Annotated in this window: 17 protein-coding genes and 1 tRNA gene; 9 read left to right on the top strand and 9 right to left on the bottom strand. The window is 68.1% G+C overall.

Translation table 11 applies throughout. From position 1 onward, the window contains the following. Window positions 1–307 precede the first annotated feature (307 nt). The gene (locus IEX71_RS21675) at window positions 308–1402 is read left to right on the top strand and encodes a SepX/GlpR family protein (RefSeq protein WP_188839185.1); all 1095 of its coding nucleotides are present in this window, start codon (window positions 308–310) and stop codon (window positions 1400–1402) included. A gap of 92 nt (window positions 1403–1494) precedes the next feature. Beyond that, a tRNA-Ala gene (locus IEX71_RS21680) sits at window positions 1495–1567 on the top strand. A gap of 147 nt (window positions 1568–1714) precedes the next feature. Here IEX71_RS21680 and IEX71_RS21685 read toward each other — a convergent pair. Next, on the bottom strand, window positions 1715–4471 hold the full coding sequence (locus tag IEX71_RS21685) for a LuxR family transcriptional regulator (protein WP_229749947.1): 2757 nt from the start codon (window positions 4469–4471) through the stop codon (window positions 1715–1717). Between the two features lie 167 nt (window positions 4472–4638). Between IEX71_RS21685 and IEX71_RS21690 the strand changes: the two genes are divergently transcribed. Further along, complete coding sequence (locus tag IEX71_RS21690; protein WP_188839187.1) at window positions 4639–5553, top strand: MBL fold metallo-hydrolase; 915 nt, start codon at window positions 4639–4641, stop codon at window positions 5551–5553. A 1-nt stretch (window position 5554) separates the two neighbouring features. Beyond that, a complete protein-coding gene (locus IEX71_RS21695) occupies window positions 5555–7147 on the top strand; it encodes a carboxylesterase/lipase family protein (protein WP_188839188.1) in 1593 nt (530 codons plus the stop codon). On the opposite strand, the gene IEX71_RS21700 is transcribed toward IEX71_RS21695, so the two are convergent. Then, window positions 7138–8493, bottom strand: coding sequence for an MFS transporter (locus IEX71_RS21700; protein ID WP_188839189.1), 1356 nt, complete (start codon window positions 8491–8493; stop codon window positions 7138–7140). The two genes, IEX71_RS21695 and IEX71_RS21700, sit on opposite strands and share 10 nt — an antisense overlap. 152 nt (window positions 8494–8645) lie before the next feature. Then, window positions 8646–10586: a S53 family peptidase gene (locus IEX71_RS21705; RefSeq protein ID WP_188839190.1), complete on the bottom strand. Its 1941-nt coding sequence runs from the start codon at window positions 10584–10586 to the stop codon at window positions 8646–8648. A gap of 203 nt (window positions 10587–10789) precedes the next feature. Here IEX71_RS21705 and IEX71_RS21710 point away from each other — a divergent pair, with 203 nt between their 5' ends. After that, window positions 10790–11596 carry a class I SAM-dependent methyltransferase gene (locus IEX71_RS21710; RefSeq protein WP_188839191.1) on the top strand — a complete coding sequence of 269 codons (807 nt, stop codon included), beginning with the start codon at window positions 10790–10792 and terminating at the stop codon, window positions 11594–11596. On the opposite strand, the gene IEX71_RS21715 is transcribed toward IEX71_RS21710, so the two are convergent. Beyond that, a complete protein-coding gene (locus IEX71_RS21715) occupies window positions 11585–11959 on the bottom strand; it encodes a hypothetical protein (RefSeq protein WP_188839192.1) in 375 nt (124 codons plus the stop codon). The two genes, IEX71_RS21710 and IEX71_RS21715, sit on opposite strands and share 12 nt — an antisense overlap. 20 nt (window positions 11960–11979) lie before the next feature. Beyond that, window positions 11980–12630, bottom strand: coding sequence for a hypothetical protein (locus IEX71_RS21720; protein ID WP_188839193.1), 651 nt, complete (start codon window positions 12628–12630; stop codon window positions 11980–11982). 147 nt (window positions 12631–12777) lie between these two features. Between IEX71_RS21720 and IEX71_RS21725 the strand changes: the two genes are divergently transcribed. After that, the gene (locus IEX71_RS21725) at window positions 12778–13923 is read left to right on the top strand and encodes a sensor histidine kinase (protein WP_188839194.1); all 1146 of its coding nucleotides are present in this window, start codon (window positions 12778–12780) and stop codon (window positions 13921–13923) included. Then, window positions 13920–14585, top strand: coding sequence for a response regulator (locus IEX71_RS21730; RefSeq protein ID WP_188839195.1), 666 nt, complete (start codon window positions 13920–13922; stop codon window positions 14583–14585). Before IEX71_RS21725 ends, IEX71_RS21730 begins: the two co-directional genes overlap by 4 nt. 9 nt (window positions 14586–14594) lie before the next feature. Here IEX71_RS21730 and IEX71_RS21735 read toward each other — a convergent pair whose 3' ends face one another. Beyond that, window positions 14595–15149, bottom strand: a complete 555-nt coding sequence (locus IEX71_RS21735) for a TetR/AcrR family transcriptional regulator (protein WP_188839196.1) — start codon at window positions 15147–15149, stop codon at window positions 14595–14597. 3 nt (window positions 15150–15152) lie between these two features. Beyond that, a complete protein-coding gene (locus tag IEX71_RS21740) occupies window positions 15153–15572 on the bottom strand; it encodes an SRPBCC family protein (RefSeq protein WP_188839197.1) in 420 nt (139 codons plus the stop codon). Window positions 15573–15622: 50 nt separating this feature from the next. Between IEX71_RS21740 and IEX71_RS21745 the strand changes: the two genes are divergently transcribed. Beyond that, window positions 15623–16603, top strand: a complete 981-nt coding sequence (locus tag IEX71_RS21745; protein WP_229749948.1) for a proline iminopeptidase-family hydrolase — start codon at window positions 15623–15625, stop codon at window positions 16601–16603. On the opposite strand, the gene IEX71_RS21750 is transcribed toward IEX71_RS21745, so the two are convergent. Continuing rightward, window positions 16597–17022 (bottom strand): MarR family winged helix-turn-helix transcriptional regulator, encoded by a 426-nt coding sequence (locus IEX71_RS21750; RefSeq protein ID WP_188839199.1) that lies wholly within the window; start codon window positions 17020–17022, stop codon window positions 16597–16599. The two genes, IEX71_RS21745 and IEX71_RS21750, sit on opposite strands and share 7 nt — an antisense overlap. Window positions 17023–17099: 77 nt before the next feature. Between IEX71_RS21750 and IEX71_RS21755 the strand changes: the two genes are divergently transcribed. Beyond that, window positions 17100–17693, top strand: coding sequence for a maleylpyruvate isomerase family mycothiol-dependent enzyme (locus tag IEX71_RS21755; protein WP_188839200.1), 594 nt, complete (start codon window positions 17100–17102; stop codon window positions 17691–17693). Here the strand turns inward: IEX71_RS21755 and IEX71_RS21760 are convergent. Further along, a complete protein-coding gene (locus IEX71_RS21760) occupies window positions 17680–18822 on the bottom strand; it encodes an alkaline phosphatase family protein (RefSeq protein WP_188839201.1) in 1143 nt (380 codons plus the stop codon). The two genes, IEX71_RS21755 and IEX71_RS21760, sit on opposite strands and share 14 nt — an antisense overlap. Window positions 18823–18890: the final 68 nt, after the last annotated feature.

Here is an 18890-nt window from a genome sequence, read left to right on the forward strand (position 1 = left end):
TCCCCAGGGTCGGGTGGGGTGCGGGTATGGCGTCCTCGGGCGTGCATAGGTCTCCCCAGGGTCGGGTCGGGTACTGGTATGGCGCCCCCGGTCGTGCATAGGTCTCCCCAGGGTCGGGCCGCGTACCGATCCCATCAGCGTGTCAGCCACAACTGCTGTTACAGGCGTGACGAGTGTGAATTCGTCAGTGGCACAAGCGAACCCGGGCGACCGCGGTCCGTCGAGCACACACCAGGTTGCTGTGCAAGTGGCGACACACCCTGTACCTCCACGGATTGCAACGGTTTTGGCTCTAACGTCTTGTCTCGTGCAGCAGCCGAGCAGCCTGATCTTCCTGGCCATCGTCGTCATTTGGGCTGCCTATCTTCTGCAGCACTGGATCCGGCGTCGCGAAGCCCTGGCCACAGCCCGCTCCGTCGATCAGTTCAGCGACGCGATGCGAGTGCTCGAGCGACGCGAGCGTCGGGTCGAAGGCGTCGCCGAGCAGGCATCCGATTCACCGCACGCCAGCCGAACATCGGCACCGCGGCTCACCGAGAGCGGACCGCGGCCGTCACTGCGAGCAGGGACCGTCATGACCGGAGAAACTCAGCAGCCCCTCACCGGGTCCACCGCCGAGCAGCACGATGAAGCTCCTGCCTCGGCCGTCCAGAAACTGAGCGCGGCCGGCACCTCGTCGGCCGACGCCGTGCAGCGGTTCGGCAACTTCGCCGCACACGCCGGCTCACCGAAGCTGCGGGCCATCGCACTCATCGGCAGCCTTGCGCTGCTGGTGATCACCGTCGTGTGCGCGCCCTTCGGTGCGCTGCCCTGGTGGTCGCCCATCCTGATGATCGCCGTGTCCGGCGGTGTCTTCTGGTGGTGCCGTGCCTCGGCGATGGCCGCCCGTGCCGCGCAGCGTCCGGCCGCAGCAACCGCTCGCCGGGCCGCCCCGCAGTCCGGCGGCGTGAAGCTGCCGCAGCCCAAGACCGCCGATCGCACGTCGGCCGGTCGCAAGTCGGCCGGTCGCAAGAGCGCCGGTTCGACGCCCGCCGTCGCACCGCTGACCAAGGCCACCATGCCGGAGCCGGTCATCCGCCAGGCGCCGGTCGCGGCCGCCGACAAGGTCTTCGACCTGTCCGCGTCGGTCGACGCCCCGGTCCCCGCCGCACCGTCCGAAACAGCGCAGGAACCGGTCGCCCAGGCAGCGCCGGAGCAGGAGCCGGGCAGTTGGGAGCCGGTCGCCGTACCGCGCCCGACATACACGATGAAGGAGCGGGCGCCGGAGCGTCCGCAGCAGGCGCCGGCCGCTACCTCCAACGCCCGGTCGTATGACGATGTCGCCAACGAGGACCTGCCCTTCGACGGACTCGCGCTCGACCAGGATCTCGACGACCTGCCCTCGGTTTTCCGCGCGGGCTGAGCGGCACCCGAGCGGGTGAGCGACACCCCACGAAACCGACCGGCCCCGATTTAGCCGATCGCGCTCACGGTGTTAAAGTTGCACTCGCTCTTGGGGCATTGGCGCAGTTGGTAGCGCGTCTCGTTCGCAATGAGAAGGTCAGGGGTTCGAATCCCCTATGCTCCACAAGATCGATAGAAGGGCCAGGCGAAAATTCGCCTGGCCCTTCTATCGATCTATGAGCCCTCTGGATTCGGGAGGAGCCGCAGCCCAGCGAGGACGACGGCTCCTCTCTATGCCCAGTCAGGTAGCTCCGTGTCGGCCGCCATCGCGTCAGGGGCCGAGCAGGTCGCGCAGCTTCGACCGCGAGCTGACCCCCAGCTTGGGGAAGCTCCGGTAAAGATGTGAGCCGACCGTGCGCGGGGAGAGGTAGAGCCGTTCCCCGATCTCCCGGTTGGTCAGGCCGTCTGCGGCGAGTCGCACGATCTCCTGCTGCTGCGGCGAGAGCGTCGACAACGCATCCGATGACCGTGACGGGGAGGACACGCCTGCCGCGCGCGACTCGGACAGTGCGCGCTCGGTCCACGGGTAGGCGTCGAGGGAGTCAAAGATGTCGACGGCGTCGCGCAGAGGTCTGCGAGCCTCGGCGATGCGTCGTTCGCGCCGGAGCCATTCCCCGAGCTGGAGATGGGCCTGCGCCCACTCGAACGGCCAGGCGGCCAGGCTCCGGTCAGCGACCGCAGCGCTCAACCGCTCTTCCGCTGCTGCGTCGCCCGCCGCGGCGAGGAGCAGGCCCCGAGCGCGCGCGAGGAGGGCCGCCAACCGGGGCGATGTGTCGCCGGCAAGGTCATCGGCGGTGCGGTTGACCACGACGGATGCCTCCGCGGTGCGTCCCGTCCGCGCCGCAGCGGCCGCGAGATCGGCGATGCCCGGGTAGGACGCGTGATAGTGAACCGGCGACCCGTCGCCGTGAAAGGTCATCCGGAGGTGGTCGAAAGCCTCGTCATACGCGCCGTCGGCGGCTGCCGCAGTTGCCAGTGCACGGCGTGCAGCGACGTAGACGGATCGGCTCTCCAACGGATCGATCAACGTCAGCGCATCCCGTGCGCGTTCGCGTGCTGTTTCGGTGTCACCGCGGTGGGCGAGCACGGCTGCCTCGACGGTAGCGGCGCACGCGACGGCGTGGTCGAGTCGTGCGGCCGTCCCGAGATCAGTGATTCGTGCGCATACGGCGAGGGCGTCATCCCAGCGGCCACGCTCGAAGTACGCCCAGGCGATGGCGCCTCCCAGCGGATCCGGAAGCGGCGTGGCCGGGTGTCCATGGGCGGCGGCCGCATCGAACAGGGCTACCGCGGTCGGGGTCTCATCGATCAGCCAGGCGGAGATCCCCGCACGGGTCAGCCGCGCCGGATCCGGGCCGACGGTCACCGACGTGATCGCGTGCATGACCTGTCGGCGGCGTCCGCGCGGGGCGAGCAGTGAGTCGATGAAGATCGACGTCCGCTCCTGGCGGAACTCGGGAGGACATTGGTCGAGCAGGGTGGCGACCTGCTGTCGGTGAGTGTCGTCGCCGGAGTAGTAGGCGACGACGGCACTGTCGGCAATGAGATCGAGTGCTGCGGACGACTGCTCGGGCATGAACGATGCGGCATCCGTGGTCAGTCGCGTGAAGCTGTTGGAGTGGCGCGCCGTCAAGGCGGTCAATCGACCACTGTGGACGGCGATCCGAGCGAGCAGGTCCGGATCTTCAGTCAGGCTCCTGGTCGCGGTCGCCAGCTGCTCGACCCATGCGATGTCGCCTGTCGCGGCCGCCGTCGATGCCGCTTCCGTGAGGAGCCGGGCACTCTCGTGCGGGTCGGGGTGCAGCTCGGCGGCGCGCTGGAATGCCGACGCTGCGGCTGCGTAGCCGCCTCGCTGCAGCGCGCGTCCGGACGTCGCCTCGAGCTCGACCGAGATGGCGGCATCGGTGTCGCTCGCAGCCGCGGCTCGGTGCCATGCCTGTCGGTCGGGTTCGTCGGCAAGGCGGGCCGCCAACGCGAGGTGTGCGCGGCGTCGATCGTCGAAGTCGGCGGCGTAGTAGACACCCGAGCGGGCGAGGGGATGGCGGAATCGGACCCTCCGTGCCGTGCGGCGGATCAGGCCGGCCTCTTCTGCCGGACGCCAGACGTCGTCCGCGGCCTCCGGGAGCCCGACACTCAGCGCGACATCGGCATCGATGGTGTCCATCGCCGCGAGCTGCAGCAAGGCTGCACGGGTCGGCGCCGGCAGTTCCTTCCAGCGCCTGGTGTAGAGGCCCTCCAGCCGTTCGGGAACGGCAAGGGGCCCGGCGTCAGACATCACGTCGGCGGTGGTGCCGACCACAGCGGCCAGCTCGACGAGTGCGAGTGGGTTGCCTTCGGCCTCGTCGAGGATCCGGGCCCGCGAGCCGCCCAATGGCGGACGCGGCTGCCGGTCGAGCAACTGACCTGCAGCACGATCGTCGAGCGGATCGAGCAGGACCGCAGGCACGCGACCGTCGAACCCGGCCAATCGCTCGTCGGAGCGCACACCGATGAGGAGGGAGACTCGCTCCCCTGAGAGTCGACGGCCGACGAACGCCAACACGGACAGAGACGCAGGGTCGCACCAATGGGCGTCGTCGATCGTCACGACGAGTGGCGCGGTTCGGCTGGCGGACGAGAGCAGGGCGAGCACGGCCGATCCGACCGTCATGACGTCGGGGGTCCGTGCGTCCGCCCCTTCACCGGTGGACGCCGGGCCGCCGAGCGCGGTGAGCAGTGCATGACGTTCTTCGGGGCTGATCGACTCGAGGAACGGGCTGAGGGGACGGACGACCTGATCGAGCCCGGAGTATGCCAGCGTCGTCTCCACCGGGCTGCCATCACTCCTGAGCACCCGCGCTCCTCGAGCCTCCGCGAACGCGGTGGCTGCACTGAGCAGCATCGTCTTACCGGATCCGGCCGCGCCGGATACGAGCAGGACGCGATCGTGACCATGACCGCTGATGACATCTCGCAGGAGCGCGAGTTCACGGCTGCGGCCCACGAGCGTGCCGGCGGTCGTCTGCTTCGCGTCCGGGTGAGGTCTCACGCTCCTCACAGCGTCGGAAGGGGGCCGTTTTCTTCCGGGCTTCAAGTGCAGTCGGGTGACGGATACCGCGTATCCGCCGCGATTCGTAGCGTGGTCATCTCCGGCACGTAGTGGTTGGCGCAGCGGCGCCGCGGCCGGCGAGTGTTGTGACTGAGAGTGGAGACGGTATGCACGAGATCGTATTGGGCGATGTGACGGTCACCCGGGTATGGGAGTACTTCGGGCCGGTGGACATCACGACAGAGGCGTTCTTCCCGGGCGCGTCCGACGAGGTCTGGGAGTCCAACGCCGAGTGGTTGGATCACCATTTCGTGGAGCCCGACAGCAGAGTGGTGAAGTCCGGGATCCAGACCTGGCTCCTGCGGAGCGAGGGGCGCACGATCCTGGTGGACACCGGGGTCGGCAACCACAAGGAACGCCCGTACGCCCCCGTGTGGAGTCACCGCGAGACGGACTTCCTGGACAACCTTGCGCGGGCCGGGGTCGCACCCGAGGACGTCGACGTCGTCATCAACACGCACCTGCACGTCGACCACGTGGGGTGGAACACCTTCCTCGACGGGCGCGACTGGGTGCCGACTTTCCCCAATGCGACATACCTGATGCCGAAGCGGGACTTCGACTTCTGGAACCCGGCGAACAACAGCCCGGCGGTGCTCGGGCGCGGCAACCAGAACGTCTTCGAGGACAGCGTCATGCCCGTGTATGACGCTGGACTGGCGCATCTGTGGGAGGACAGTTACGACCTCGACTCGCACCTGCGGCTCGAGACCGCACCGGGCCACACCCCCGGCTCCTCGGTCCTGACTCTGACGTCCGGAACCGATCGCGCCGTCTTCGTCGGCGACATGGTCCATAGTCCGGTGCAGATCCTCGAACCCGAGACCAACAGCTGTTTCTGCGAGGACCCGGTACAGGCCCGGCAGACCAGGCGACGAGTGTTGGGCTGGGCAGCGGACAACCACGCTCTCGTGTTGCCCGCACATCTCGGCGGGCACGGAGCCACCGAGGTCAGCAGGCAGGCCGCCGGGTTCGCCATCACCGGGTGGGCACCGTTCTCGCCATACGCGAAGGAGGCCTGAGATGGCGACGGAACTGAACGCCTCCACCGCCGTGGAGCCGACACAGGTTGTCGAGACGGTTCAAGGTCCCGTCCGCGGCATACGGCGTGACGGCCTCGACACCTTCCTCGCGATTCCCTACGCGGCACCCCCGCGTGGTGCCGACAGGTTCGGGCCACCGCGTCCGCATGAGCCCTGGACCGTAGTTCGAGACGTCACCAGTCCCGGACCGAACGCGCCGCAATCGGTGCGGCGTCTCGGCGAGGTTGAGATGTCCGCCTACTTCGGGCAGGGGTGGAGTCGGGGCGAGGACTATCTGACACTCAACGTCTGGTCGCCGTCGTCGGCTGCGTCGACCGACAGCCGGCCCGTGCTGGTCTTCGTCCATGGCGGTGGCTTCGTCGCCGGATCCACCCGCGCGAGCCTGTATGACGGGAGCTCATTCGCCCGAGACGGTGTCGTCCTCGTGACGCTCAACTACCGGTTGGGTATCGCAGGCTTCCTCGATCTTCCGGGTGCCCCGGCCAACCGTGGCCTGCTCGACGTCGTCGCCGCGCTGGAGTGGGTGCGCGACAACATCGCTGCCTTCGGCGGCGACCCCGGCAACGTCACCCTGGCCGGACAGTCCGCCGGGGCCACCATCGTGTCTGGCGTCCTGGCCAGGCCGGAGGCGCCAGGTCTGGTCCGGCGCGCGATCGTCCAGAGCGGCAGCGGTCTCGGAGCCTTCACCCCTGAGCAGGCCGCCCGCGTGACTCGTGAAGCTGCGCGGCGACTGGGCATCGAGGCGACGGCCGCTGCGTTCGCGGCGGTCTCCGACGAACAGCTCGTCGATGCCGCCGGGCAGCTGGCGGGCCTCGACCTCGACACCGATCGCGCCCGTGATCCGCTGGTGGGCCTGAGCCCGTTCAGCCTGGTCAGCGAGGTCCAACCGGCGGAGGCCGTTGGAGCCGGGCTGGCTGCGGACATCGACGTGATGATCGGCACCAACGCGGAGGAGGGAAACCTCTACCTGGTGCCGTTCGGCAACTACCGGAGCAGCACGGCTCAGGACGTCCTGCGAACCGCGGAGCGTGCGCACCCGGAGCCGGTTGAACTGGTCCGGGCGTATGAGCGGAGCCGACCGAATGCTTCAGCCGCGCAACTACGCTCGGCGATTCTGGGCGACGCGCTGTTCGGTGCCGGGACCTGGGCGCTGATCGGTGCCCACGCAGCGCGGGCAGACGCCGCGACCTTCGCCTACGAGTTCACGTGGCACTCCGGCGCTCTCGACGGTGACCTCGGCGCAACGCACGCCATGGAACTGCCGTTCGTCTTCGACTCGATCCATCTGCCTGAGCTGAGTGGCCCTCAGGCGTTGCTCGGTCCCGACGAGCCGCCCACCGACCTTGCTCGGCTGATGCATGCGGCGTGGGTCGATTTCGCTCGCACCGGGGATCCCGGCTGGGCGCCGTACACCGCCCGGAACCGCGAGACGATGCGCGTCGGTGCGCAGTGGGAACTGGTCATGGACGCCCATCGGTACGAGCGACTGGCCTGGGAAGCGGCCGACCGGCCGCTCGGCGACCCCGAGACAGCCCACGGTATGGCGAGCGCAGTCGGGGAGTGTCAGCGGTGATCGGTCAGGCGAGTGGTCGTGGCCAGCCGGGCCCGCAGGTGCGCGGGGCGTAGCCGGTCGCGCACTTCGATCCCGCCGACCCGAGCCAACTGACGGCTGACCAGCGCCGCGGCGGCGCCGACCACCACGGTCCCGGTGATCAAACCCAGTGGTGCGCCGCCGACCTGGTCGAGCAGGCCGACGACCGGACCGCCGACCGCAGCCGAGCCGAGCGTGACCAGCATGTAGACGCCGAGCACCCGGCCGCGCATCGAATCGCTGGACGCGAGCTGGATCAACGTGTTGGTGGCGATCAGGAACGGCATACCGATCGCGCCGATGACGACGAACGCGGCGCCGACGGTGACCATGTTCGGCATGAACGCGGCCAGCAACTGCCCGGCGGCGAGGCCGGCGGCCAGCGCCGCGATGTGCCGAAGTCGGGACCCCGGCCACTTCGCGGAGGCGAGCGCGCCGATCAGCGATCCCAGCGCCAAGGCGATCGTCAGGAATCCGTAGCCGCCGGCGTCCAGATGCAGGTCCTTGGCGAATGCCGTGAGTGTGACGGCGAAGTTGGTGGTGAAGAAGGCGCACACACCGGCCAGCACGATCGGCCACAGCAGGACGGGACGGCGGAGGATCTCGGCGAGCGCCATACGTTGCTGGCCCTTGGCTCGTGACAGGCGGGGCGCCGTGCGCAACTCTCCGGTCCGTATGGCGAAGAACGCCGCCAGCACAATGACGTACCAGCCGCCGGTGGCGACGAACGCCCACCCGGTGCCGACCGCGGTGATCAGCCCGCTGGACACCGCCGGGCCGGCCAGGGCACCGAGCTGGAAGATCGCCGAGTTCAGGCTCACTGCGTTGCGCAGCATCTCCGGGCCGACGATCTCGTGGATGAATGCCGACCGTGTGGGGTTGTCGAAGCAGGCCGCCGTGCCGGTGAGGAACGCGATGACCAGCACGTGCCACAACTGGACGGTGTCCGTCACGCACAGCACACCGAGCACGGCGGCGCTCAGGCCCAGCGTCGAGACGGTGCCCATCAGGACATGCCGCTTGTCGAAACGGTCGGCGACCAGGCCGGCCGACATACCGAACAGCAAGGTCGGCACGAACTGCATGGCAGTGGCGATGCCGACCATGAACGCGTTGTGCGTCAGTGTCAGCACCAGCCAGTCCTGTGCGACGCGCTGGGTCCACAACCCGGAGGTCGATGCCGCCTGCCCGAAGACGAACCAGCGGAAATTGCGGTTGCTCAGCGACGCGAACAGCCCGTCGCGGTGTCGGGGGTCGGGTGCTCCGGTGCTCGGGAGTTCGAGTGGGTGCTGGGAGCGGCTGGGCGACTCCGATGCTGCGGTTGTCACGGTGTTCCCGAGTGTATGGCGACCGTCGTGCACGGTCCGAAGGGGTTGCGCTCAGAGGAAGCCGCCTGACCGCTGCCGCGCCAGGTAATTCGGAGGGGCCGGACACCCGATGGTGTCCGGCCCCACGTCGTGTGATGCGTTAGTGCGATGCGTTACTTGGTGACCGCGTCCAACCAGGCGGTGCCGGCCGGGGAGCCGACGCCGGTCACGTCGTCATACCCCTGCCGCACATGGATCGTGAGCGGCTCGTCGTCGTCGAACGACCGGGCGGTGTAGCTGTAACCGTCCGCAGCGTCCACACCGTTGACGTAGTCGACTCGGATGGTGCCTGGGTATGCCGCGCGCTGGTCCTTCGTGATGTCGTTCGACGCCGCGCTGGCGCCGTACAACGTCGGGTTGGCCAGGCCGTAGGCGCCGTGGTTCTGGACGGCGAGCGCCCACATGCCGGCGAACAACGGCGACGCGAGACTGGTGCCACCGATCCGGTATTCGGAATAATCGCTGTGCCCGTCGGGGAACAGCTGGGTCTGTCCCACGAGCATGCCCGTCGTCGGGTCGGCGAGAGCAGCGACGTCCGGGACGGTCCGCATCGCCGGGCCGCCGTAGACCTGACTGATCGAGTTGGGCACGACGCCCTTCTGGTAGGCGGGCTGGGCGAACAACCGAGAGGTGCCACCGCCGGCGCCATACATGTAGGTGCCGGGCTGCGGCGGCGTCCAGGCGCCGTCCTTCAGCGTGCTCTTGCCCGTTTGCCAGCCGAGTTCGAAGATGCGCGAGTTGGTCTGGCTCACACCCAGCGAGGTGCCGCCGACCGCCGTCACGTAGGGGCTCGACGCAGGCCAGTCCGGTGTCGGCGTCGCGCCGGCGACACCGCCGGTCTCGTCACCGTCGTCACCGGAGCTGAAGAACAGGCTGATGCCCTCGGCGGCAGCCTGCATCTGGGTGTCCAGTTGGGGCTTGATGTAGCCCTTCGGCAACGCCTCGCCGCCATACCCGTAGGAGTTGCTGACGACGTCGGCCAGGTGCTTGTCGACGACCTTGTTCATGATCGCGTCGAGGTCGCGGTAGTTGTTCGGTGCGCCGATGTAGACGAGGTTGGCGCCGGGTGCCATGGTGTGCACGGCCTCGAGGTCGAGCGCTTCCTCGCCGGCCCAGCCCTGCGGGTCCTGCTTCTTGTTGACCGCCCGGTTGTAGGTGCCCGGCGGGACGACCTCCTTGAGGTTCGGCTTCGGCAGGCCGTGCTTGGCCGAATAGGTCTCCAGGTCCTGCTTCATCGTGGGTGAGGCGTAGGCGTCGATCACGCCGACCGTCACTCCCGAGCCGTCGTTGCCGGACGCGATCGGACCGGACATGCCATAGGCGCCCTGCAGTTGGGCGCCGGCGTAGCCGCACGGGGCGAAGGTCGAGGGGCTGCTCGGCAGCGTCGTGCCGTCCGGTGTGGCGGTGTTCGCGACCGTCTTCTCGCCCCAGTATGCCGAGCACGGCTGCGCGTTCTTGAAGACCGGAGGCGCAGGCACGACGTTGGCGCGGGCCAGCGTGGCCGACTCGTCCAGTCCGATGACGGCCTCGACGGCGCCCGCGGACGTCGGCACACTCAGCGGTGTCGTGTTCGCACGCAGCCGGTGCCCCTGGAAGGAGTACTCGGCGAAGCCGGTGTGGAACATCTTCGCGGCGTTCGAGACGGTCGTGGTCGCCTCGACGTACTTGTTGTTGCCCGGAACACTGCCGACGTGTGCGCCCTGGGACTTCAGCCAGGAACTCACCGCGGAGACCTGGCCGGCGGTCGGGGAGAACTTCTTGCGGTATTGCGCCGGGGTGAGGAACTTGCCGTAGAGGGCGTTCCCGGGTGTGGAGACGGCGAGCGCGTAGGAGGACGCGTCGGCCTTGTTGGGCAGGTAGACCCGGAAGGTGACCTTCTCGGCGCCGTGGGCGGAGCCGACCTTGTGCGCCGAGGTCGCCCAGGGCGCCTGCGATCCGGTGAGTGTGCTGCGGCCGTTCGCGGGCGCGGCGTGCGCGCCTGCGGCACCAACGCTCGCCAGTGCGGTGGCGCCGGCGATGGCCATCAGTGTGCGAAGTGTTCGAGTGCGTGACACGAGAACTCCCAATCAAGGAAAGGAGCGGCTCTCCCCGAGTCGAGTCGCGGTCGTCACGGCGGACGACCGTCAGACATTGTGCGCCCATGTGGGCGGTAACGGCGGAAAGTGCGCGAAATTGCCCTCACTTTTCTGCAGGGACCGCACTGGTGGCTGCTGCATCAATGGCAGGCCGGCGAGGACTGCCGGAGTAACGTCAGTTCATGGCAGAGGGTGGCGCGGCCTTCGTCGGATCGATTCCGACCACGTACGAGCGACTGCTCGTGCCGTTGATCTTCGCCGAGCCGGCGCGCCACCTGGCGGCGACCGTGTTGGCGACACACCCTCGCGACATCCTCGAAACCTGTGCTGGCACAGGTGTTCTCACCCGACAGCTGGTTGCCGAAGGCGACGCTTACATCACCGCGACCGATCTGAGCGCACCGATGCTGCGCACCGCGCTGTCGCTGTGCGGGTCGGACCGGGTGACCTGGCAAGTGGCCGACGCGATGGACCTGCCGTTCGGTCCCGGGTCGTTCGACGTCGTGGCGTGCCAGTTCGGCGCGATGTTCTTCCCCGACAAGCCGCGTGGGTATGCCGAGGCGCTGCGTGTGCTCCGACCCGGTGGCTCGCTCGTCTTCAGCGTCTGGGACCGCATCGAGGAGAGCCCGTCGTGGCAGATCGTCGATGCGGCGATCAACGCCGTCGCCGGCGATGTGCCGGTGCGGTTCCTGCGGCGGGCGCCATACAGCTATTTCGACCGGGACCTGATCCGGCGACATCTGGAAATCGCCGGGTTCGGCGATGTCGCCATCGAAAACCTCACCGGCACAAGCAGATCCACGCCGGAAGAGACTGCCGAGGCGATCTGCCAGGGGACGCCGTTGCGTATGGCGCTCGCGACGCACCCGACCCTCAGCGTGCAGCAGGCGACACAACACGCGACGCGGGCGCTGCGCGACGCGTACGGTGTCGGCCCTTTCGAGGCGCCGATCGGCTGGCTGCAGATCAGCGCCGGGTCAGCGTCCTAGCACCGCGACGATCGTCACGGTCATGCCGGAGCCGGACTCATCGGTGCCGTTGCACGTGACTGTCGTCTGCTGGGGATGCGCGGCGCCCTGGTCGACGACGGTCGATCCGTCCGGGGCGGTGAAGGTGATCGAGACCGGGATCAGGTGGCCCCTCCCGCCGGACACGATCTGTGCTGCCGCGTGGGCGCTGTCACCGGCGACGACGAGGAGTTGCTCGCCGTCGCAGGTCACCGGGATCTGGATGCCCAGATGGCTGTTGCTGTTCGGCGCCGGAGTGCCGGAAGCGTGTGCGGCGGTGACGGGTCCGGCGAGCGTGGTGAGCGCGGCAATGCTGCCGAGAGCTGCGAGAGTCTGGAGTTTCATGATGCGGATTCCCTTCGATTTCAGGTGGGTTGGGGGAGAGCGTCGGTTGCCGACCGAGTGGCGCCCAGGGTGCTCCGACGGGTGAGGACGATTGCGACGGCGGCATACCAGAGCGTGATCACGGCCATCGGCAGCAACGTGTTGGCCAGCATCAACACTGCTGCTGGGAAGCCGGCTGTCGCCAGCCAGCGGGGGAGCAGCCGGGTGTGCCATGCGGCGGTCGAGAGTGCGGCGGCCAGCACGGCGGCGGCGAACGCGCAGACCGACACCAACGTGGCGTAGGCAGGTCCGGCGCCATACATCAGCGCCCGGGTGGGTTTCGCGTCGAACATGTCGACGGCCACCGGTGCCGCCAGCCACATCGCGCCGCCGATCATGGTCAGGATCGCCCACGCGGTGCCGGCGGTGTGTGCGACCTTCGCGCTGACCGGGCCCGCCCCGGCCTGCTCGATGCGGACCGCGAGCACGGCCGCGAAGACCAGCAGCAGCGTGCCGCCGAGGGCGATCGAAGCGCCCGAGACGATCCATCGGGCGGTGCCGTTGTCGGCGAACCACTGCGCGACCTGCGCGTCGTCATAGCTGCCGTTCGGGAAGTTGTCGATTGCGAGACCGAAGATGACGCCGGCGATGCCGCCGACCCCCGTCAACGGTGCGAGTCTGGAGAGTTGCATGAGCTCGTCCTTTCAGTGGAAGTGCGGCTCACGCTAGGAGCGGGCCGGTGTGGCGCGCGTCGTCCCGCGGATCGAAACCGGCCGGCCGGTGTCCATCGCAAGATCGACGCCCGGGCTGGTCCGGCGGCGCTACCTTCGGGCATGCGGATGTTGCGAAGACACGGGTTGGACATCGCGCTGTGCGCGTTGGCCGCCGCGGTGCTCGCAACCTCGCTGGGTGACCGGGTCGCCAACGCGCGGTACGGCGCAACGCTGATGGCCGTCGCGCTGCTCGTCCTGCTCGGTCGGGGACGTCGGCCGCCGCTCGCGTCGGTCATCGGGTTCGCCATCATCGCCGCCGGCGGCCGGATCATGCCGCAGATCACCAGCGTGATGTTCCTGGCGATCCTGGCCAGCTTCGCGGTGGCGGGTATCGCTGTGCGCAGGGCGGCGGCCGTCGCCGGGTGGGTGGCCGGCTGCGTAGCGCTGTTGATCGCCATGGTCGGCAATCCGTATGTCGAAGGTGCCGGCGACGTCATACTCACGCTCACCTTCTGCACGGTGATTTGGGCCGCCTCGATGGCTGCCGCCGAGTGGGGCCGGCAGGCGGGCCGCGCCCACGCGCGCGCCGAGGGGATCGCGTCGACGCGCGACCGTGACGTGGCTGCGGCGACGATCCACGAACGGGCCCGGATCGCAGGCGAATTGCACGATGTGGTCAGTCACGGGCTGTCGATCGTGATCCTGCAGACGGTCGCCGCCCGGATGTCGTTGCGGGACGACGGCGATCCGGTGCCCGAGACCGACCGCCGCCTAAGCATCGTGGAGAACAGCGCCCGCGATGCTCTCGATGACATGCGGCGGTTGCTGGATCTGCTGCGGGCGACCGACCTGAGCGCTGCTGGCGGCGAGCTGACCCCGAGTGTGGGCTTGGACCAGGTGCCGGCGCTGGTCGAGCAGGGCAGGCTCGCGGGTGTCCGGCTCGACGCCACGATCGACCGGAGTGGACCGCCGCTCTCGCCGGGGCTGGACGCGGCGGCATACCGCATCGTGCAGGAGGCGATCACCAACGTCATCAAGCACGCCCCCGATGCGGCGACGTCCCTGCTCGTCCGCTCGGACACCGCGCTGCTCGAGGTCGCTGTGGAAAGCGTCGGCGCCGCACCGGCTCACCCCGCGACGCAACCCGATGGCGGCTACGGGCTGATCGGGATGCGCCAGCGTGCCGAGTTGTATGGCGGCAGGCTCGACGCTGGGCCGTGCAGCGGTGGATTCACTGTGCGCGCGCGCTTTCCGCTGGGCCGGGCGCAATGACCACGGTGCTGCTCGCAGACGACCAGGCGTTGGTGCGCGACGGCTTCCGGGCGATCATCGATCGCGAAGCGGACCTGTCCGTGGTCGCCGAGGCGTGCGACGGTGTCGAGGCCGTCGAGCTCAGCCGTCGGCTGCGACCCGAGGTGGTGCTGATGGACATCCGGATGCCGCGGCTCGACGGGCTGACGGCGACGCGCAGACTGCTGGAGCAGTCGCAGTCGCCGAAGGTGCTGGTGCTGACCACGTTCGACCGCAACGACTGGGTCTATGAGGCGTTGCATGCGGGCGCAAGTGGCTTCCTGCTCAAGGACGTTCGCGCCAGCCAGCTGACCGATGCCATCCGGACCGTTGCCGCCGGTGAGACGATGCTCGCGCCGTCGATCACAGGGCGCTTCATCGCCGACTATCTGACGCGACACGGCATACCCGACCCGGACCCGAAGGCGATCGCGCTGTCGCAGCGGGAGCGAGAAGTGTTGCGGCGCATCGCATTGGGCGAGTCCAACGCCGAGATCGCCGGGCAGCTCTACCTCGGGGTGTCCACGGTGAAGACCTACGTCAACCGATTGCTCACCAAGCTGGATCTGCGGGACCGCACGCAGGCCGCGGTGTTCGCCTACGAGCACGGCATCGTCATACCGGGGCACGCGCGGGAGGGCTGACGGCGGACGTCAGCGCGCCAGGTGCGTCCGCATCATCGCGATGAACTCCTCGATGGCGGCGTCGGACGCTGCCCGGTCGCCGTCGACGAGCATGTCGAACATCAGCCCCTGGCCGACGGCGAGCGTGAGTCGGGCGAGCCGTCGCGCTGTCGGCGCGTCGGTCAGCTGGGCGTATGCCGCCTCGAATGCCGCCTGGGTGCGCGTGACGAAGGCGTCTCCCAGGTCGCGCGCATAGGGCTTGCCGTACATCGCGTGCGAGGACAGTTCGAAGTAGAGCGCGCCGAAGGTCTGCGCGTGCTGCGCGGTGATCCGCCAGTTCTCCCGGCCCGCCTCGAACGGGTCGGGTTCGCTCGCGAAGAGCTCGGTCAGCATCGCCGCATCGGCCTCGATGACCGACTCGATGACCGCGACCAGCAGGTCCTCCCGCGAGCCGAAGTGGTAGTGCAACATCCGCTGGCTGGTGCCGATGGCGGTGGCGAGTGTACGCAGGCTGGTGTCGCGCACGCCGTGCTCGGCGAAATAGCCGATCGCCTTCTGCAGCAGCTCTTCTCGAGGTTCGGCCACGCCTCAGTCCTGCTCGGCGAGGCGCGCGATGGTCTCGCCCTCTGATTGCATCATCCGGCGCGCTTTTCCGGACAGCAGCGGCCGGAGGACCCAGGCCAACGGCCCTGACCATTCGATGCCGAGCAGGATCCGGTGGCCATCACCGTCCGACTCGATGTCGTGTATGCCGGTCGTCCGGACGCCGGGCACGCGACCGACCCAGGTGAAGCCGTGCTCCGGCTCCCAGCGGGTGATCTCGTAGACGGCCTTGGCCAGGCCGGGCTGGCGCACTTCGAAGCAGCTGCCGACGTTCGTCGGTGTCGGCCCGCCCACGTGCCGCACCGACTGGAAGGTCGGCAGGTGATCGCCCCAGTGCTCCACGTCGCGGAGGTACCGCCACAACCGGTCCGCGCTCGCGGACGATGACTCGCTGATCCGCATCATGTATCAAATGATACATGGCGGGGCTCGGCAGCGGGTGCGACCATGCAGCCATGGCGCACCTGACAGCTGGCCCGGCATACCTCGACTACCGCGGACGCGACGACGTCCGCAGCGGCGGAGCACGGATGATCCCGATCTCCACGCCCTCCGGATCCTTCCGGGTCTGGACCAAACGGGTCGGCAACAACCCGGACCTCAAGCTGTTGCTGTTGCACGGAGGACCGGGATGCACGCACGAGTACTTCGAGTGCTGCGACAGCTTCCTGCCCGCGGCCGGGGTCGAGTATTACTACTACGACCAGCTCGGATCGACGCGAAGCGATTGTCCGGACGACGAATCACTCTGGGATCTGGACCGATTCGTCGACGAGGTGGAGCAGGTCCGGATCGCGCTCGGCCTGGACGCGAGCAACTTCGTCCTGCTCGGACATTCTTGGGGCGGCATCCTGGCCACGGAGTACGCCCTGCGGCACCAGCAGCACCTCAAGGGTCTGGTCATCTCCAACATGATGTCGAGCGTCCCGGCATACAACGCGTATGCCGAGCGGGTCCTGATGCCGGCCATGGACCACGCGAAGCTCGCACAGATCAAGCAATTGGAGGTTGACGGCGACGTCGACAACCCGCTGTACGAGCAGTTGCTGCTGGAGCAGCATTACGTCCACCACGTGTTGCGGATGCCGGCGAGCGAATGGCCGGACCCCGCTCAGCGCGGGATGGACCACATCAACCCGGTCATCTACCGCAAGATGCAGGGTCCGAGCGAGCTCGGCATCGCCAGCGACGCAACTCTGGCGCATTGGGACCGGACTGACGATCTGTCATCAATCTCCGTGCCAACACTGGTGATCGGCGCGCAGCACGACACGATGGACCCGGACTTCATGCGGACGATGGCGCAGCGGCTGTCGGATGGGCGCTACCTGCACTGTCCTTCCGGCAGTCACATGGCGATGTATGACGACCAGGACGTCTACTTCACCGGCCTGATCGATTTCCTCAGCGATCTGACGGCGGGCAGCGCTCACTGATAGGGATCGACGATCTCCCGGAGGCGGCCCAGCGACTCCACGAGATCGGCGAACCGGCGGGCTCCCAGATGAGCCTCCCACTCGCGCACGATGGCGCGCTCCTCACGTCTGGCCACCTGCTGTGCCCGCTTGCCGTGCTCGGCCAGTCGCACCAGACGGGCTCGCGCGTCCGATGGATCCGGCACCCGCTCGACGTAGCCGCCTACCTCGAGTGCCTCGACGAGGGACCCTGCGCTCTGCTTGGTCAGCTGGGCCTGTTCGGCCAGTTCGGTTGCCCGCGTGCCGTCGGGCCCGATCCGGGCAGCCAATCGTGCCTGGGACAGCGTCAGGTCGAAACCCGCGGCGTGCAACGCGTCCAGGATGCGGCCCTCGGCGTGCCGATGGGCGATGAACATCAGCACTGCCGGATGAAGTTGCATCGAGGATCCTCTTGACGAAATAAGTCAGTCTGTCTGACCATTATAGTCAGGGAAGCTTACCAAGCAAGGAGGCGCAGATGGACGTCGAGAAGGTATGGCGCGCCATCGACGCCGAGCGCGCCGCCCTCGCAACCTTGCTGGCGGGCCTGACCCGGGAGCAGTGGGCCACGCCGTCTGCCTGCGCCGGGTGGACCGTCCAGGACGTCGCTGCCCATGTCATTGCGCATCCGCAATACCGAGTGCGCGACGTTCCGGGCATGGTGTGGCGCGGCCGCGGAGGTTTCAACACGATCACCTACGTCGAGGGCAAGCGGCGCGGCGCACAGTCGCCGGGTCAAATCCTTTCGGACTTCGAGCGATTCGCCGAATCTCGACGCCTTGCACCGTTCACCACGCCGGCCGAGGCACTCATCGATGCGCTGGTGCACACGCAGGACATTGTGCGGCCGCTCGGCATCGATCACCCGATGGCGGTCGATGCTGCAGCAGCTGCTGCGACCCGAACGCTCAAGCAGGCGTGGGTTTTCGGCACGCGGGAGTTGCTTCGCACTAAACGGCTCGTGGCGACCGACGCCGACTGGTCGCACGGTGCCGGCCCGGTGGTCAGCGCACCCATCGCTGAGTTGCTGATGCTGACCACCGGCCGGGCCGCCCGGATCAGTGCTTACTGATCAGCGACCACATCGGTTTCACCTGCTGGCTGTCGGAGGTGAAACCGAGCTTCGTGAGCCCGAAGCCCTGCTCGATCGTCAGCAGCATCGAGTAGTGGTTGTATGCCGTGTCGTCGGAGACGTGCCGCGGGCCGTCCTTGGTCACCACGATCATCGGGATCAGCCCACCGCCGTACACGCCGCCCGGCCAGGTCGCGCTGACCGCCGGGTCGCCTGCGGGCAGCACCGGTGAGTCGCAGCAGCCGGCCGTCGACAGGTAGTAGTTGTCGCTGGGATTGGTGCCGTCGTAGTCGGTCTCGTCCGCGGTGATGAAGATGACGCTGCCCGGGGTCCACGCCTTGCTGTGCGTGATGGTGTTGACCGTCGTCTTCAGGAACGCGTCGGCCTTCGCCTTGAGCGACTCGTCGTTGGCGTCGCCAGGTGTGTCGTTGTAGGGGCAGGGTGTCTCCGGGTGGCCCGCGATCGGGCTGTAGATCCCACCGTGCATGTCGTTGCACTGGTTGGGACTGATCCAGACGTAACGCGGAGCGTGTGCCGAATTCAGGTCAGTGGCAAGGGAATTCATCGGTTTGATGTGCGCGAGTCGTGCCGGGTTGCTGCGCACGTCGTTGTAGAGGACGAACGGGTTGTGCTTGCTCGCGTAGAGCGCACCGCCGGTCGCCGGCCACTGGTCGGGCAGGTAGCCGGCCGACGGCATCCCGTCCATGTAGGCGCCCCAGCTGATGTGTGCATCCTCGAGTTCGTCGACGATGTTGGTGTGGTCGTAGTGGTTCGTCGCCGGGTTCGTCGCGGTGGGATTCCAGCCGTTGTCGTTGTTGACGTCCCAGTTGGATCCGCTGGTCGACGCGATGTAGTTGGGCTCGCTGCTGTGTGTCACGCCGTAGTACTTGGTCGCCTGGTTGTATGACGCGGCCAGGCTGTTCGTGAAGGGCATGTTCGGATCGCCGATGACGTGATCCTGAGCGTGGTTCTCCTCCATGATGATGAACGCATGAGCCAGTCGAGGCTTGCCCGCGTGGTGGCTCTGGCTGCCGGACGCCGGGGCGGCCGCGGTCAGTGCGAGCGCGGCTGCTGCGACCACTCCGGTGCCGAAGATCATTCGGCGGGTGCGGGTCGGTGATGTTGTCATGGTGGTGCCTCTCGTTCAAGGCGTGCTGAAATGCACCTCGCCACAGTTCTCCTGCTGTCAGACGGCTG

It is taken from the genome of Flexivirga endophytica, from assembly GCF_014640635.1.
In the GTDB taxonomy this organism is placed as follows: Bacteria; Actinomycetota; Actinomycetes; order Actinomycetales; family Dermatophilaceae; genus Flexivirga; species Flexivirga endophytica.